Consider the following 17663-nt stretch of genomic DNA (forward strand, 5'->3'; position numbering starts at 1 on the left):
GCTCGATTAATTCAATACGTTAGCTATTGCTATCATTAGAACCGTCGTTTGGCTTATCTTCAAAGCCTGTGTTATCTACCGTGGCATCAAACCCACGATCTTGGCCGAAGCCACCACGCTCAAACCCGCGCTCTTGACCTTGACCGAAACTACCGCGTTCAAAACCACGATCCTGACCTTGGCTAAAACCACCACGATTAAATCCACTACGACTCGATGCAAATCCGCGCTCTTCAAAGCCGCCAGCAGCAGGATTACTACCACGTTCAAAGCCACCGCCTTGATATCCAGTCGGTGCTGCGCTCTGAGGCTGAGCACTTGTACCTGTCGTTGTGCTACTACGTGGGTTACGTGCTGGCACGACTGTTGAAATGGCATGCTTATATACCATTTGGCTCACTGTATTTTTCAGGAGAACGACATATTGATCAAATGATTCAATTTGGCCTTGTAATTTAATACCATTTACCAAAAAAATAGAGACAGGAATGCGATCTTTGCGCAGCGAGTTCAAGAACGGATCTTGTAAAGTTTGTCCTTTTGACATGAAATCTCTCCTAAATATTATATAGTTATGTTTTGAGTGCCAATTATTTTAAGTGTTAATTTAATTATAATGGCTAAAAGGTAGATACAATAAGGTGTTTTCTTTATAAAACGTATCTAAATAAATATTCGTTGCTCTTAAGTGATTCCACTTTATCGCGAATACGTTATTATTGTAAATAATTAAGTAACTAGTTGTTTCGTTAATGATTTCTGCCTACAAAAGTTCATAAACCAGACAACATAACAATGCTCAACGCACTGAGCTAAATTATAACAGCTATCTATGTCAATTTTTGAAACTAATTGTGTTAGCTATCATTGCACCTTAAGACAAGTACTCTCGTGCTTCGGCCATGGTTTCAAACGTTTGTAATATCATACGACTGCTAGCATCAGTCCCACTCTCAGGTTCTGCTATGCCATTTGATGATGCACTGGGTAATTGCATTACCTTTCTTAGCCATGTGTACTGACGTTTTGCTAGCTGTCTTGTAGCATATAATGCCTTATTTTGCATTTCCTGACAAGCAAGCGCCTCGGTCTCTTGGTTAGCCACGTTTTGTTGAGCAGCTGACTGAGCAACATTATCTGAGATTTCTTTTTCTCCGTTGACAGCTGTATGCTTTCCAAAAGCTTCATAAAATTGAGCTTTATCTAGATGAGTCTCATCAAATATCGGATGCTCAATATGTACCAAATATTCTAGTACTTGCCTGTAACCCACACAGCGCATCGAAGGCATATTAGGCGTGAGCGGATACTTTTTTAGTAAGTCTATGACTTCAGTCACTAGCCCTTCATTCCACATGATATCTAGACGTTGTTCGATACGATCATGTAGCCATGGGCGATCTGGCATTACCGATAGCGCATGCCATTGCTGATTCGGATTATGTGCCAATGCTTGCTTTGGCTTGCGCTGCCAGTCACTTATTGGAATATGTGTTTGTAGATAAACTTCAACTGCTCGCGTGATACGCTGAGTATCAGTAGCATGCAAACGCTCATGGCTTATAGGGTCTATACTCCCCAAATAATGATATAGAGCTCTAATACCTTCCTCTTGACGCCACTGCTCTACGCGCGCCCGTACGCTGTCATCGCTATCGGGCACAGGAGACAACCCATCGAGTAGCGCCATGTAATACATCATGGTGCCGCCTACTAATAATGGTATCTTGCCATTTCTATGACATTCGTCAATAAGACGAGCAACATCACTGACAAACTCAGCCACACTATGGCTTTGCATAGGATCAATGATATCGACCAAATGATGTGGATAACGCGCCAGCTCAGCCGCTGTTGGCTTGGCTGTACCAATGTTCATGTCACGATATATCAGTGCTGAGTCCACAGAAATTAATTCAAAACGGCCAGTATCGTATAGCTCGTACGCCAGTGACGTTTTGCCACTAGCGGTTGGTGCCATAAGACAAACCACGCTGTTATCCGTCAGTTTGTGAGGTAGGCTATCAGACGAATGTTGCATAAAGTGGCCTTTCATAATATATGGATAACTCAGATATCAATTGGTTTAATTGCTTTAAGATGTTGTAATTATTTTCAGATATTCAGGATAGCATTAGCTTTACTAAGCGGTGACTGTCTATCGTTTTAATAGCATTGCTCATAATTATTCCAGTAAGATCATTCACAAAAATCATTGAATCCTGTGCAGACATTTGCGTATTGACACTAATAAGTTGCTGATTAAAATCAGTAGCCTTGTTTGGTAATCTATCTTTTTTGAATACTTGCTGACTAGAGGTAAGTGACTCAAATAACTGGCTTACTTTAAACTGCCAGTCTTTAGCACTTATCAATACATACTGCCCTTGGTAATAAAATAACAGCCAAGGTAGCTTTTTATCATCTGCGTTTAAGTCCATATCAATAGCTTCTAAATCATTGATGATATCTAAGCAAATTGGTAAAGATGCAGGGGTAGCTCCTACAGCGGAATAATGTGACGTGCTGTTGTTACTGTTGTTACTGTTGTTACTGTTGTTACTTTGGTCTGATCGCTCATTGATATAAGATTGCACTGGCTCTTGCAATGAAGGGTTATTCGAAAATGATTGGTTTGCAGTAGACTGGTAAGACTGTCTAGTAGACTCTACTTGATTATTCTGCCTTAGGTTATTAGTAGGCTGAATACTCGAGATGGGCATTTCAGAAGAACGACTTAAAGAAGCATCATTATTTGCCCGTTCCGCAGATTTGTATTGGCTATCAGTTTCGGTCGTCGCTACGGACGCAGATGCAGACTCAGACCCAAACTTAGCTACATCAATCGTTTTCAACTGCGTACGAACTGTATGGCCTAAGTGCGCCATAATATTATTCAATGGACTGATTTTGATACGTTGTTTAGATGGATGCACATTGATATTTAGCCATTGAGTTGGTAAATCAAAATACAGTGCATACCCCATACCTGCTAGCTGTGCACCTTGTGCCAGTTGACGTATTTGATTGCTAATCAATGCTTCTTTTACCAGTCTGCCATTTACATAAATCAGCTTTGGTAAATCAGTTTTTTCATAATGCAATGGCCATAACCAACCACTAATCGCTGCCTGATTAACATTGCTATCGTCGTACGCTACAGACGACTGTACCAGACTCGACAAATCTATCGATATTGCTAATGCATTATCTGTCAATGCCATACCAGTCGCCTGTTCCAACCGCGGTAGTGGCAAACGACTGTCATTGTTACCACTAATACTCGTAGCACTTGCAGATAATGATAGACGTTGCTTATTGTCATGAAAAAGTGTCAAAGCAACATCGGCACGCGCCAGTGCGACTTCTCGGACAATCGTTTCGATATGACCAAATTCAGTAGCAATAGATTTTAGATTGCCACGGCGGGCAGGCACATTGAAATATAAGTCTTTGACTATGATTGTTGTGCCGCGGTTATGGACAACTGGTAACAGTTTCGGTGTGTCATCCAATACGCCAGCGACCTGTAATTGACGACCGATACCGCTCCCATCATGACTACTGGTTAAGGTTAAACGCGAGACAGCAGCCATCGCCGCTAACGCCTCACCGCGAAAACCCAACGTCGTAATACCATGCAAATTAGCAACGTCAGCAACCTTACTGGTCGCATGACGAGTGATGGCCATAACCATGTCATCAGGATGAATACCGACCCCATTATCCACTACCTCAATTAGGCCCATACCGCCTTGAGTGATGCGCACCTCAATATTGGTCGCACCAGCATCGATGGCATTTTCAAGCAGTTCTTTGACTACTGCTGCTGGACGTGTCACCACCTCACCTGCTGCTAATTGATTGATTAGCAACGGCGATAGTTTTTTAATACGTGTATTAGGATGATTATCTGGCATAGATAGATGTCATATTTTTGAAAAGTAGCGATTGGTATAATTTAGATATTCATTTAGATGATAAGTTGCGATAGATCCAAGCCCTGCGCTTGACCTGCCTTTGACAGTCTCAACTGCACTTGGCGAGCTTCAGTGTCGTTATCATCGCTGACACTTTGAGTCATATCGATGAATAACGTGGGCGGCGGAAGATAGCTATCAGCACGGCTAGCCCATTCGATAATAACTAATGCTTCAGGCTCATCGAGATACTCATCAAACCCAATAAAAGACAGCTCTTCTGGATCTTGCAGACGATATAAATCTGCATGATAAACTGGTTTGATCGAACCATCTTTTCGCTGAATACTATAAGGCTCAACCAAGGTATAGGTTGGACTTTTCACCGCACCTGTATGACCAAGCGCTTGTAACCAATAACGCGTCAATGTCGTTTTACCAGCGCCCAAGTCCCCTGCCAGCCACACGCTACCTGTCAGTGGTAATGTCGCTAATTGCTCAGCCAATGATTGAGTATCTTGCTCAGAGTTTAATATCAGAGTCTTTAAGTATTTGCTATTTTCTATAGATTGACCATCACACATCAGACTGAACCTGCTCTGTCTGTACCTGCATGGTCACCGTTGGATTGGTAAAGCTTTCACCGCGAATCAGTTTGGCATACAGCTCAGAGTCAGTCCACTCAGCACGAACCTGCTCACTGAATTCAAAATCCTCTAAGAGCAGTTTACCCATTTGATCGTTTGCAACATCATCAGCAAAACACTGCGCATACCCTGTCGCCGTCTCGTGAGCAATTACTGAGTACACGCTGACATCTGCTTCACCATTTTGCATTTGTGTCTGGCGTAGTATTTCTTGCGCCCAAAAAAATATCACTCGTGAAAACTGCTCTGCCGATGGTGAAACTGGCAAGCTTATCCAACGTGCGCTAAATTTCTTACACGCTGCGACATACTCAGGATCATCTTTGTTCCAAAAACAAATAGCATGATCAAAGCTATCAATAATGTCTTTGATGGAAGATTTTAGCAGACCAAAGTCGTAAACCATTTGCCCATGGTCTAAACGAGTGGCCTCAAGGATTAGCTCAATCTGATAGCTGTGGCCATGAATCGAGTGCTTACAACGCTCAGAACTACAGTTACGAACGATGTGAGCATTTTCAAATTTGAACAGTTTACGAATACGCATAATAATTTGACCAAAACAGTAAGCACTATGGTGCTAAATGTTAATAAATAAGAGTTTGCCGCGTTTATGAATCGGTTTATGACGCATTATAGCAAATCGCCATGTATCCGTAAGTAAGCACTTATTAATACAATGATTGATTGAACGAATCAATTGATGAACTAGGACTAACCGTATTGGGTTTGCTCATCATTCTGCGCAGAGAACACTTAGCGAAAACAATAGAGGATTTGAATGATACTTGAATCGTAGAGGAATTGTGCGAGCGCTATCTATTCCTAAAGCTTAAGCCTATACTCTATTCAGTAAACAGCTATGTTAGCTGTATTCACACTGTCTTGAATTCGCTTAACTTGGCGTAATGAGTAGTGTGCTGTAAAAAAGGAAACGATGATGAGCAAAGGTCAAGATAGTAAGAAGAACGTTAAGAAAAAACCCCTTTTGACCGCTAAAGAGAAGAAAGCTGCCAAACAAGCCAAGAAAGACGACAATGGTAGCATCCTAGGCAAACATTAATAATCGATAGATCAATATACCAATCTGACCTAACCTAACCGTTTGATTGGTATTTTTTTGGTTCGTCATTGGCTTTTAGCTAAGCACTGTCTTTAATTAAGCTTAGGTTTTGATTAAGCTCCGCGCGGTGCAAACATAATAATCGCCATTCCTAATAGCGCAACTATCGAACCCACTATGTCCCACATGGTTGGTCGTATACCATTGACCGTCCACAACCACAAAATCGCCATGCATATATAAACGCCACCATATGCCGCATAGACCCTGCCCGCAGCAGTCGGATGTAATGACAGCAGCCAAACAAACGCGACCAAACTCAGCACACCAGGTATCAGTAGCCAGATTGACTTGCCTTCTCGCAGCCAAAGATAAGGTAGATAACATCCTGCAATCTCAGCCAATGCAGTAAGCGCAAATAGCCCAACCGTCTTTAATTCTGTCAAAACTCACTACTCCTCACCTACTACTGTTCTAACCTGCTAAAACCAGTCAGGTATTGTACGGCATTTCCCAAAATAATCACCCTATCTCTATCACTACTTATAAATACTATTTTGGCTGACATTACAGTTAAAATCACAGTAAAATCTATCATAACAAACAAACCTCTTAGATAACCGTTTATCGAGGCCATACCGACATTGTAAATAGGAAGTTAGCATCATGATGCGTATTGGATTATTTTTATTAACCAACTTAGCAGTGATTGTGGTATTTAGCATTGTGTTTGGTATTTTATCGAGGTTTTTTGGAATCGGTGGTGTGTACAGCGCAGGTGGTCTTAACTACATTAGCCTTGCTGTTATGTGTGGTATCTACGGCATGGTCGGCTCGATGGTGTCGCTATTTATATCAAAGTGGATGGCTAAAAGATCCACTGGCACGGTAGTCATAGAAGCACCACGCACCGCTACTGAGCAATGGTTAGTTGATACAGTCGCCAAACAAGCGCGAGCCGTAAATATCGGTATGCCTGAGGTTGGTATCTTTAATAATTCGCAGCCAAATGCCTTTGCGACTGGCTGGAATAAAAATAAAGCGCTGGTGGCGGTTTCATCTGGTCTATTGCAAAACATGAATCAAGATGAAGTCGAAGCCGTATTGGCACATGAGATTGGTCATGTGGCTAACGGTGATATGGTAACCCTCGCCCTCATTCAAGGTGTAGTCAATGCGTTTGTAATGTTCTTTGCACGTATTGTCGGCAGTTTCGTTGATCGTACTGTGTTTAAAAACACTAGTGATCGCCCAGGTATCGGTTATTTTATCACCAGTATCATAATGGATATTCTGCTTGGATTTTTGGCGTCTGCTATCGTAATGTGGTTCTCACGCTTACGTGAATTCCGTGCAGATCAAATGGGCGCAAAGCTTGCCAGCCGCGAAAAAATGATTAGTGCGCTTGATGCGCTTCGTCCTTCTGCACAGCGACTAGATCAAATGCCTGAGAGCATGAAAGCATTTGCAATTTCATCTGGGCAGACTCAAGGCTTTAGTATTGCCAACCTATTCCGTTCACACCCAACGCTTGATGACCGTATTGCAGCGTTGAGAAAATATAATCCTAATCAAGACTAACTCGGGCTACTGTTCTAGGCATAACTTATAGGTCGATTTAATGACCTATAAGTTACGCCTACTATAATGTTTATCTAGTGCACAAATGCACCCTACTCTTTAAACCTATTTCTTTCTCCACTCACGCGTTCCACTAATATTAGACATTACATCATTAAAATCAAAATTGGGATCTATATTGGGTGAGCGTTCACCTGATTTTTGATCATAAATATAGCTAACACAATCACATCTATCACCTATTTCACCACAATCAATACATTCAATATATTCAGAGTCACAGAAATCAATAATTCTATCAATAGCGTCGTATGGTTCATATTCATAAAGAAAATTACCATAACCAAAACTACCATGTATCCTACCATTAATAAAATCATCTACGTCGTTATGCGTTTTTATATTACAATCGAAAATTTTTGCAATAGGCCTCATAACTACTCGGCAATAATCAAAGCTATATAGTTGAGACTTAAAAAACACCTTTCCATCCTCAGCAGACAAGTTATGGAAATTCAAATCACCATACATTTTTATTAAATCAGCATATCTTTTTTGTTCTAATTCAACATGCTTAAACGAATTGTTCACAGCATCTAACAATTTAAACTTATTATTTATATGAGAACATCCGTCTACATGATATTTTTCATCAAATTTAGATATAAAATCCTTTCTTTTGATGACACTTGAATTGCCTGATAATTTATTAACTTTCTTGGCAATAAAAACCATGTAGTCTATCGCATGAGATAATATCGTATTGAAAGAAAAAGCGTGGTGAAGTAAGACTTGGTTTTGATTCAATAACGCAAAGAATTCTTCAGACGCTGGAATCAGCACGTCATTTATATAAGAAAGAAGATATCTAGCATCACTTTCTTCTGATACTCCTTTATAGACTTCCATTTTTTTCCTTAGATATTAGCCTTAGGTTGCTCCCAGAGCACCGAGAAATCATATATAGTTGTAAATTTATGAGCTCGCTTGTAAGCATGCAAGTCAAAACTTATTTAAATATATCTAACCACAATAAATAGTAGCAAGAATGAGATATCACCGCTAGCCCTGACAGTAGCGGCTAGGTTGTAAAGGTGGCATGGTAGCAGAATTCTATCTCGACATCAGCTACTGCCCTATCGAAGTGGCAGACAATAGTGGTTAGCAGGAATAACCTCCCTACTTCTTCATCCAATTAAAGTAAAAAAAACAGACATAAAAAAAGCCTATCTATATAAGACAGGCTTTTCTAAATAACGTTTGCTAATTAAATATCAAACTCAAGCGCTCTATCGCCTTTGTCGTCTTTGATACGCGTTGGCAAACCAATCTTATTTAGTAGATTGATAAATGGCTTGGCATCTAGCTCTTCGACGTTGACCATTTTGCCTGCATCCCATTCGCCAGTCGCGACTAGTATCGCAGCAGCAACAGGTGGCACGCCTGCGGTATACGAGATACCTTGGCTACCAACTTCATTGTAAGCATCTTTATGATCTGAGACATTGTAGATAAACACTTCAGTCTCAACGCCATTGATCTTGCCTTTTACTTTGTCACCAATGCAGGTCTTGCCTGTATAGTTCGGTGCAAGCGAGCTTGGATCTGGTAGTACCGCTTTAACAACTTTTAGTGGTACAACTTCTTGGCCTTCAGCAGTCATCACTGGCTGCTCAGACAACAATCCTAAGCTCTGTAGGACAGTGAAGACATTGATGTAATGCTCACCAAAACCCATCCAAAAGCGAATGTTTGGTACATCTAGATTGGCTGACAATGAATGCACTTCATCATGACCGCTTAGATAGCTGTTTTGCACACCCACAACTGGCAAATCGTCTGTACGTTTGACTTCAAACATTTTATTAGACTGCCACTTGCTGTCTTGCCACGAGTAAACCGTACCGGTGAACTCACGGAAGTTGATCTCTGGGTCAAAGTTGGTCGCAAAGTATTTGCCATGGCTGCCCGCATTGATATCAATGATATCGATATCCGTCACAGATCCTGCATCCATCATGTCATAGCCAAGACGCGCGTAGGCGTTGACCATACCAGGATCAAACCCTGCACCTAAAATGGCAGTGACATTGTTGTCTGCACAGCGCTCTTTACGTTGCCACTCATAGTTGTTGTACCACGGCGGTGTCTCACAAATCTTACGTGGGTCTTCATGAATAGCCGTATCTATGTAGGCAGTACCTGTCTCAATGCAGGCTTCTAGTACGGTCATATTAATAAATGCCGAACCAACATTGATGACTATTTGTATTCCAGTGTCTTGTATCAGCTGCACGAGTGCTTGGCTGTCCATCGCATCGACTTGATGCGTATGCAAGACCGCAGCCTGCTTAAAGCTGTCTTTTTCTTTTACACTTTGGGCGATGGCATCGCATTTGTCTTTGGTACGTGAGGCAATATGAATCTCGCCAAGTACATCATTATGCATCGCACATTTATGCGCGACCACTTGAGCGACACCGCCTGCTCCGATGATCAGTACGTCTTTTTTGTTGGGCTTAGCTTGTTGGTTTGTGTTCAATGAACAATCCTCCTTTGTGTCCCTGTCGATACCATTGATAGCGGCTATGCAAAACAGAAACGAGTGAATGATATGCGTGAATTAAAAAGGAAGACCGAGGAAAACCCACGCACCCGTCGGGCAAATAATACTCCATTATTTGCCCGACGCGATTATAACAATTTTTATTCCCTTATCGGTAAAAAATAATGTATCAATAGCAGATACCTTAAAATCACCCGTTATTAAGACTAAGCCTTTGTTTTCTAATATAGAAAAGTCTTAGAAATATCGCGTTAAGACAAGCTGGCTTTATAATCTTGATAATCAAACTCGCGCTGGATATCGATACTGCCATCCAACCGGCGGATGACTATCGCTGGCATGTTGACACCGTTGAACCAGTTTTTCTTGACCATCGTATAACCGGCAGCATTACCAAAGGCAATCTTATCGCCTATCTGAAGCTTACTCGGTAATGCATACTCGCCGAAGATATCACCTGCTAAACAAGAACGACCATAAATAATGGTATGGTCTGCTGACTCAGCATTCGCTTCAGACGGTGCAGCTTCTGCAGGATTGCCAATAGGCGCAATATCGGCAGCTGTATGGTTAATCGCAGCAATCGGTGCTGACTCACGATAGATTAGTAGATCAAGCATATGTGCTTCGATAGACGCATCAACGACGGCTAGGTTTTTTTGATTGTGCATGGTGTCTAGCACGGTGGTCACCAATGTACCTGCGCCATGAATACTTGCCTCACCTGGCTCAAGATACACTTGCACGCCATAGGTTTCGCTAAACGCTTTTAAACGTGCGGCTAGCTTTTCTAATGGATAGTCAGGCGCGATAAAATGAATGCCACCGCCCAAGCTAACCCATTCAAGCTGCGCTAAAATATCACCAAATCTTTCTTCAATATCCGCCAAGCTTTCACTAAAGGCTTCAAAACTGTCATTTTCGCAGTTGTTGTGAATCATGACGCCAGTGATATCACCAAGTACTGCTGCAATTTTCTCTTTGTCATGTTCACCAAGACGGCTAAATGGACGCGCAGGATCAGCGATCAAAAACGATGAGTTGCTAGTCTTTGGATTGAGTCGTAGACCTACAGGTATATTTTGCGCGGCGGCTTGCGCTTTAAAAGCGTTGAGCTGTGAGATTGAGTTAAAGATAATTTTATCCGCATAGTTCAGTACTTCAGGGATTTCATCTGCACTATAGGCGACGCTATAAGCATGCGTTTCTTTCTTATCACTGCTACTGGCATCGTCGTTCTTACCAAAGGTCTCATAGCCCAATCTGACTTCGTTAAGCGAAGATGAAGTCGTGCCATGCAAATAAGGCTGCATCACATCAAACACGCCCCATGTGGCAAAACATTTTAGTGCTAATAATGCTTTTGCACCAGACAGTTCACATAGCCTAGCAATGATTTTCATATTGGCAACGATGGCCGCTTCATCAAGCACATAGTAAGGCGTTGGTGGCAATGACGCGTTGATAGAATTCTCTAGATTTTTTGCATTCATAATAGATTACCTAATAGACACTCTGCTGTTGGTATCTTGACAGACAGATATAAATATTTGCGCTATAGTAGACTAAATTCATCATAATTAGAATATCTTATGGCACTCTCAACCGATTATTCCACCTCAGCCAGTCGATCCCATTCATCACAATTGGATCCGAAAAACATAGATTTGACTTATCTAGATCCTAATGCGCGCGCCGTGTTGGATTTTTGGTTTGATAAAAACAATGAAGCTTACTGGTTTGAACAAAACGATCGTTTTGATAAGCAGATACAGGATAAGTTTGGTGACATTTGGCAGGCAGCAAAGCAAGGTGAATGCGTTCAATGGCGCCTCGCAGAGTCCTCATTGGATGGCAATAGTTCAATCACAGCGCTAGCAGGGCGACTGGCAGAAATTATTGTGCTGGATCAGTTTTCACGCAATTTATGTCGCGGACAAGCAAGTGCATTTTCGCAAGATGGTATGGCGTTAGCACTCGCCCAAGAAGCCATTCAACAGCCTTATTTTGACACTTTACCAATGCAATGGCGTAGATTTATTATCATACCGTTTATGCACTCTGAGTCGGCCATAATTCATAAGCGTTATTTACCACTATTTGAACAATTAGATGATGCAAACACATTGGACTTTGAACATCGTCACAAACAAATTATCGATCAATTCGGGCGATATCCACATCGCAACGAGGTACTAAATCGCGACTCAACCGAAGATGAAAAGAATTTTTTAAAACAGCCTAATTCATCGTTTTAGGCCACATTCCTATTATTGTCCGAAGATAATTAAAGTTATTACACAAAAAATTTATCACATAAAAAGAAGGTCTGAATCATATTACTGGTTCAGACCTTCTTTTTTACAGTAAATATTTAGAGAGTATTAGATGCTTATCAGTAATTTACCTTACCAGTAGTAAACGTAAATGACTGCTGCTCTAATATTTTATCGTCAACCAAAATATCAAAGCTGACCTTATATTCGCTATTGCCATAAAGTCCACAGTTACCACCTTTATTACTACCTGATTCACAGCTTTTCAACGCATCAGTTAATGGCAAAATAAATGCTTCATTCGTTGGTAGCGCATAATTCGTACCTTTGTACGGATCATTGTCAGAATCAAGCAATTGAATCGGCACATCTATATTACGCTGCACATCTCGGAATTTAACGTTACTCACTTTAACTTTATCAGCGGATGGCATGTTGATATAAACAGGCTGTCCGATAGGATCAGTACGTAAATTGCGCCCAGAGCCTCTGACTGGATTTGGGGTTTCGTTATAAAGTGCAGTAACTGTTCCCGTCACATCTTGACATGGGTACGTAAAAACACCTTCAAGCGTTTTATTTGTCGTGGTTTTTATCCCTGCAGCATTGCTTACCAAAACATAGCCTTTGTTGTTAGCAGCATTTTTACCACTAGGCGTATAGGTAACCACTCCTGTTCCTACTACACCTGAGGTTGGCAACATTAAAGAGCGTAGATGATAAGGCGCTGACAACAACGACTTTGCCATAGAGCTTGCCACGGCTTCTATACTCAAAAAATTGCCTGCCGAACTGTAATAGACAGACTGGGCAATGTTTTCAGTGACACCATATTGAGAGTTGCCATAGTCTGCATTGATCAATCGATCTGCCAGATCTAACCCACTGAAAAAAGGATTATTAGAACCTGTCACACTAGCAATATCGTTGATTTCATTTTCAAAATGCGCGTTAAAGCTGGTTGGCGAGCTATTGGCAAATACATGTTTAATATAATTTGCGTGCTGAATAGCAATATTATCTAGTTCTGTATCAACAGATAAACCATTTAGACCACAACTGGTTCTTGCTAGACTGAACTGATTATTCGCACTTAATGCTGCTTGTACATTGTTCTCAGCTGACCCATTGCCACCAGCGTTAGGAGCACCACCACTTTGTTCAGTTGGTGTCGCTATAATCGGAGCAGAAGTAATAGGTTCCGACGTGGTTGGCTGGGCTGTTTCATCATTTTGTGAACTGTCTGGTGTATTAGCAGATGTAGAACTACTATCAGAATCTCCGCCTCCGCCGCAAGCGCTGAGAAATATCGTTAAAAATAGCACTGCAGCAAGATTTTTCTGAGAAGTATAAGAAGTCATCGCTCATCCTATAAAATAATAACCTGTTTGTGAAAAGCAATGAGAGTCAAAATCAGTTACAGGGTAGTTAGTGATTGATTTAACAGTGTTTTATTTCAATATAATGTCTATTGTATTACAAGTTATGAACTTTTGCTCATTATTTTGTAAAAAAACCTGCTACTCGCTGATTGCAAGTAACAGGTTTCTTTTTAGGTCTATAAATCAACACTATGCTTAAGCTATTTTCGAGGCAAAGATATCATTTATAAAGTACGATTCTTTTGTATCCGCTATACAGTCACTTTTTTATGATCACGTTTTTATAATTACTTCGTGATGGTCACTTTTTTATAGCTACTGTATTTCTAGAGCCTTTCTCACTGGTGCAAAACTACGTCTATGCGTTGGTAAGACACCATATTTTTCGATTGCTTCCATGTGCGCACGCGTCGGATAGCCTTTGTGATTGGCGATACCATATTCCGGATATTGAGTATCCAGTGTATACATCGATTCATCACGACTTACTTTTGCCAATATACTGGCCGCTGCAATACTAGTATGACGCGCATCACCTTTTACCCACGCTTGACAATCAATCGCAGATGGCGCCACCTCTAACTTTTTAAAGCTATCATAGTTCAAGTCAGGACAACGATTTCCATCAAATAGCACTTCGATCTTTAATTGATCGAGCGACGTGCTGTTAACATTTCCAGTAGTCGAAAAGCTTTCAAAAATCACTTCTAGCAATGATTCAGTACATAAGCGCATACCAAGCATCGTTGCTTGCAGTATATTCACCTGGTCGATCACTGCTGCTGGTATATCGGCGATGATATAACCGATAGCATGCTGCTGAACCAATGGATAAAGGATATCGCGCTTTTTTTCACTCAGTTGTTTGGAGTCTGTCAGTATCGACAACGGCGTGTCTTTAAGCGGTTGTTCTTCAATGAGCCCTGACCAAGTCTCAGGTAATATTGCCGCAGCCACATTGACACTACCTAGTAACGGCCCGCGTCCTGCTTCATCAACGCCGATTTGTAGTATTGATTGCTCTGTCCCTTGGTTACCATAACTGAGATATTGAGTAAGCAGCTCAGCGGTATTCATTTGCCCATATAAACGTATAGGCGCTGCTAACTGAATATATTGTCCTTTGACATCAATGTGCTCAATATTGATGTCAATTACTTGAACTGGGCTTTCTGTACTGTGTTGAATATGCATAATATTAGAAGGTCTTTCTTGTTTAATTAGGATTGGCGGTATTAGTATTTTGGATAAACCACTGTTCAATCACGCTGTTTGCAGGCTCATGGTTACTTTGCTGTTGTAATGACTGCTTTGTGACTAGTAAGTCGTGTAATTGCTCGGCATAAGCGCGTGGTTGCAGCAATCGCATCACGGTGCGGCAAATATTGTCACCGCTCGCCTGCTCTTGAATCAGCTCAGGTACGATTGGCGCATTAGCCAATATATTAGGCAATGCCACATATGGCACTTTTACCAGACGCTTGGCTATTTGGTAAGTCAGCTGATTTAATTGATAGACTACTACCATCGGCCGTTCAAGCAGCATTGCCTCCAGCGTTGCTGTCCCAGATGCCAGCATCACGATATCTGATGCCGCCATAGCATGTTGGCTAAATTCTGGCTGGGTATCATCGTAAACCACCACAATTGCTTCACGTAACTGCTCTGAGCGTTGGTCGATCACCTCTTGCACGATATATTGATGGTTCTGATCGACCGTTGGAATGATGAAGCACAGCTTAGGATCTAATAGGATTAACTTTTGGATACCATCAAGCATCAATGGCAGAATAGCCGTAATTTCACCGCGCCTAGAACCTGGCATCACACAAATAAGCTGACTCACATCATCAAAGCGTTCGATGAAGAACTGCTGCAACCCATCATTGTCCCAAACGAGCTCACTGCGACGTTGATTGATTGGTATATCGATCAGGTTCGGATCAATAGTTCGTAGTAAGGGATGGCCCACACAGATCGCTGGATGGTTATGTCGCTCATAAACTGGCAACTCAAACGGGAATAGGCATAGCACCAAATTGGTCGCCGCTTTAATATTATGGATACGCGACTCGCGCCACGCCCAGATAGAAGGACTGACGTACTGCACACAGAACACGCCTTGGGGCTTTAGTTTTTTGGATACTCGCAAATTAAAGTCAGGCGCATCAATACCGACGAACCAATCAATATTAGCAGCCTTAAATGCGCTCAGTAGCTCGCGGCGCGCTTTGAGCAAATCGGGTAGCTGCGACATGACCTCAACCAGACCCATCACTGCCAAACGCTCTAATGGGAAAATACTCTGTAGCCCTTGCGCCTGCATCTTCGTACCGCCTACGCCTACCCAGACAATATCATCACGTAGATTGTTCATTTGCCGCATAAAATCTGCGCCTAAGCTGTCGCCAGATACCTCACCTGCGACGATGCCTATTACTAGCGGCGTAGCATTTATATTTGCTACTTGAGAATTCGTCTCGGCTTGATGAATGAGGTCAGTATGGTGATGAGACGTAGCAGAATCTGTCATGACAAGCTCTCGATATTAGAAATACACAAAATAAAATAAACCGTTATTATAAAATATAACGTAATAAATCAGCGATATGGCTTTATGAATAATATAAGCACTCATCCGTACTGTTTTAATGCCACAGTTTGGGCCATCCATCGCTAATGTTGCTATCATACTTGACGATGGTACAAATAGCGAAATTCACGCATAAAATCTGAGCGTTACGCACCAAAAACTCAATCAACTCTTATTAATAGATAGAAAAACCAAATGCTAAACGTGCATTTAGAATGTCAAATATCATGCTAAGTCTCTATAAGTATAACTAAGTTTTAGTTTTCTCATTCCAGTTATCAGTCAATTAACTGCTCGACTACCCTTGTCAACCAACACTTTTGTCCGCATAATGATTATTCCTATAAATCAGCTAGACGATATATAACCATGACAACATCAGTTACCCATAATGCAGATATTGACGACGTGAATATTGAAAAATTTATTCCTTTGATTACCCCCGCCGAGCTAAAAGCCGAGCTGCCTCTGTCAGACGACGCGTATAAGACCGTACTAAAAGGTCGTAATACTATTCAAGATATCTTGGATGGTAAAGACAAGCGTTTGTTTGTGGTCATTGGCCCTTGCTCTATTCACGATATCAAAGCCGCTCACGAATATGCCGATCGTTTGGCCCTATTGGCAAAAGAAATCGAAGACAGTGTATTTGTGGTCATGCGTGTTTATTTTGAAAAACCTCGTACAACGGTTGGCTGGAAAGGCATGATCAACGATCCTGACATGAATGACAGCTTTGATATAGAAAAAGGTTTGCGCACGGCTCGTAAATTGCTACTTGATCTGAATGAAAAAGGTCTACCTTGCGCGACTGAAGCACTTGATCCAAATACGCCGCAGTACATACAAGATCTAATCAGCTGGTCAGCCATTGGTGCACGTACCACTGAGAGCCAAACGCATCGCGAAATGAGCTCTGGCTTATCATGCCCAGTTGGCTTCAAAAATGGTACTGATGGCGGTATGACGGTAGCTGTAAATGCCATGCAAGCGGTTAAAGAAGGTCATAGCTTCTTAGGTCTATCGTCAGATGGTAAAGTCTCTATCATCAAATCTAAAGGTAACCCTTACGCGCACGTGGTACTTCGCGGTGGTAACGGTAAACCTAACTATGATGAAACTGCGGTAGCTCAAGTTGAAAATGAGCTGGCAAAGGGCAAGACCAATAGCAAGATTATGATTGATTCTAGCCATGCCAACTCAGGTAAAGACCCTTACCTACAACCGATGGTTATCAAAAACGTCGCCGAACAAATTCAAAATGGCAATAAATCAATTATCGGCATGATGATTGAGAGTCACTTAAAAGGTGGTAATCAAAAACTGACTGCTGATTTAAGCCAGCTTGAGTACGGCAAATCGATCACCGATGGTTGCCTAGATTGGGATAGCACCGTCACAGCATTACGTGACTTACGTGATATGGTAAAAGATGTACTACCAAATCGCTAATAGCTATCAGCGATAATTTATCGTCGGGCAAACAATAAAAAGCCCCTTTCGTATTAGTACGAAAGGGGCTTTTTATTTGTGAACGTTTTATAAGAAACACTGTATTCTAAACTTGATTAGCAATGACCATCAATGATACATGTTTCATTAATTGGTCATTGCTAACCCTATTCTAGAAATAGT

16 protein-coding genes are annotated in these 17663 nt (G+C 41.5%); 4 read left to right on the forward strand and 12 right to left on the reverse strand.

The features are described from left to right. Window positions 1-19: 19 nt before the first annotated feature. From hfq to ACHEVO_RS00970, 5 genes are all read right to left on the reverse strand, one after another. Window positions 20-547, reverse strand: coding sequence for an RNA chaperone Hfq (hfq, locus tag ACHEVO_RS00950; protein WP_101205039.1), 528 nt, complete (start codon window positions 545-547; stop codon window positions 20-22). Window positions 548-874: 327 nt separating this feature from the next. Continuing rightward, window positions 875-2041, reverse strand: a complete 1167-nt coding sequence (gene miaA, locus ACHEVO_RS00955) for a tRNA (adenosine(37)-N6)-dimethylallyltransferase MiaA (protein ID WP_394123556.1) — start codon at window positions 2039-2041, stop codon at window positions 875-877. An 82-nt stretch (window positions 2042-2123) separates the two neighbouring features. Further along, window positions 2124-3920: a DNA mismatch repair endonuclease MutL gene (gene mutL, locus ACHEVO_RS00960; protein WP_394123557.1), complete on the reverse strand. Its 1797-nt coding sequence runs from the start codon at window positions 3918-3920 to the stop codon at window positions 2124-2126. Between the two features lie 53 nt (window positions 3921-3973). After that, the gene (tsaE, locus tag ACHEVO_RS00965) at window positions 3974-4504 is read right to left on the reverse strand and encodes a tRNA (adenosine(37)-N6)-threonylcarbamoyltransferase complex ATPase subunit type 1 TsaE (RefSeq protein WP_394123558.1); all 531 of its coding nucleotides are present in this window, start codon (window positions 4502-4504) and stop codon (window positions 3974-3976) included. After that, window positions 4497-5114, reverse strand: a complete 618-nt coding sequence (locus ACHEVO_RS00970) for a 6-pyruvoyl trahydropterin synthase family protein (RefSeq protein WP_394123559.1) — start codon at window positions 5112-5114, stop codon at window positions 4497-4499. Before ACHEVO_RS00970 ends, tsaE begins: the two co-directional genes overlap by 8 nt. A 393-nt stretch (window positions 5115-5507) precedes the next feature. Here ACHEVO_RS00970 and ACHEVO_RS00975 point away from each other — a divergent pair, with 393 nt between their 5' ends. After that, window positions 5508-5630: a hypothetical protein gene (locus tag ACHEVO_RS00975; RefSeq protein ID WP_021815223.1), complete on the forward strand. Its 123-nt coding sequence runs from the start codon at window positions 5508-5510 to the stop codon at window positions 5628-5630. A 113-nt stretch (window positions 5631-5743) separates the two neighbouring features. Here ACHEVO_RS00975 and ACHEVO_RS00980 read toward each other — a convergent pair whose 3' ends face one another. Then, entirely contained in the window at window positions 5744-6076 is a 333-nt protein-coding gene (locus tag ACHEVO_RS00980; protein ID WP_394123560.1) for a YnfA family protein, read from the reverse strand. A gap of 220 nt (window positions 6077-6296) precedes the next feature. Here ACHEVO_RS00980 and htpX point away from each other — a divergent pair, with 220 nt between their 5' ends. Continuing rightward, entirely contained in the window at window positions 6297-7211 is a 915-nt protein-coding gene (gene htpX, locus ACHEVO_RS00985; RefSeq protein ID WP_394123561.1) for a protease HtpX, read from the forward strand. A 105-nt stretch (window positions 7212-7316) separates the two neighbouring features. Here the strand turns inward: htpX and ACHEVO_RS00990 are convergent, their stop codons facing one another. From ACHEVO_RS00990 to ACHEVO_RS01000, 3 genes are all read right to left on the reverse strand, one after another. Then, window positions 7317-8120 (reverse strand): hypothetical protein, encoded by an 804-nt coding sequence (locus ACHEVO_RS00990; RefSeq protein WP_394123562.1) that lies wholly within the window; start codon window positions 8118-8120, stop codon window positions 7317-7319. Between the two features lie 358 nt (window positions 8121-8478). Further along, on the reverse strand, window positions 8479-9753 hold the full coding sequence (locus ACHEVO_RS00995; RefSeq protein WP_394123563.1) for a saccharopine dehydrogenase family protein: 1275 nt from the start codon (window positions 9751-9753) through the stop codon (window positions 8479-8481). Between the two features lie 275 nt (window positions 9754-10028). Continuing rightward, window positions 10029-11270, reverse strand: coding sequence for a carboxynorspermidine decarboxylase (locus ACHEVO_RS01000; protein WP_394123564.1), 1242 nt, complete (start codon window positions 11268-11270; stop codon window positions 10029-10031). Between the two features lie 99 nt (window positions 11271-11369). Between ACHEVO_RS01000 and ACHEVO_RS01005 the strand changes: the two genes are divergently transcribed. Further along, window positions 11370-12035: a DUF924 family protein gene (locus tag ACHEVO_RS01005; protein WP_394123565.1), complete on the forward strand. Its 666-nt coding sequence runs from the start codon at window positions 11370-11372 to the stop codon at window positions 12033-12035. Window positions 12036-12172: 137 nt separating this feature from the next. Here the strand turns inward: ACHEVO_RS01005 and ACHEVO_RS01010 are convergent, their stop codons facing one another. The 3 genes from ACHEVO_RS01010 to lpxB form a co-directional block, all read right to left on the reverse strand. After that, a complete protein-coding gene (locus ACHEVO_RS01010; RefSeq protein WP_394123566.1) occupies window positions 12173-13414 on the reverse strand; it encodes a CAP domain-containing protein in 1242 nt (413 codons plus the stop codon). Window positions 13415-13750: 336 nt separating this feature from the next. Continuing rightward, window positions 13751-14629 (reverse strand): ribonuclease HII, encoded by an 879-nt coding sequence (locus ACHEVO_RS01015; RefSeq protein ID WP_394123567.1) that lies wholly within the window; start codon window positions 14627-14629, stop codon window positions 13751-13753. A gap of 22 nt (window positions 14630-14651) precedes the next feature. Continuing rightward, complete coding sequence (gene lpxB, locus ACHEVO_RS01020) at window positions 14652-15968, reverse strand: lipid-A-disaccharide synthase (RefSeq protein ID WP_394123568.1); 1317 nt, start codon at window positions 15966-15968, stop codon at window positions 14652-14654. A gap of 429 nt (window positions 15969-16397) precedes the next feature. On the opposite strand from lpxB, the gene ACHEVO_RS01025 reads away from it, so the two are divergent. Next, the gene (locus tag ACHEVO_RS01025) at window positions 16398-17480 is read left to right on the forward strand and encodes a 3-deoxy-7-phosphoheptulonate synthase (RefSeq protein WP_394123569.1); all 1083 of its coding nucleotides are present in this window, start codon (window positions 16398-16400) and stop codon (window positions 17478-17480) included. Window positions 17481-17663: the final 183 nt, after the last annotated feature.

It is taken from the genome of Psychrobacter nivimaris (assembly GCF_043419765.1).
GTDB lineage: Bacteria > Pseudomonadota > Gammaproteobacteria > Pseudomonadales > Moraxellaceae > Psychrobacter.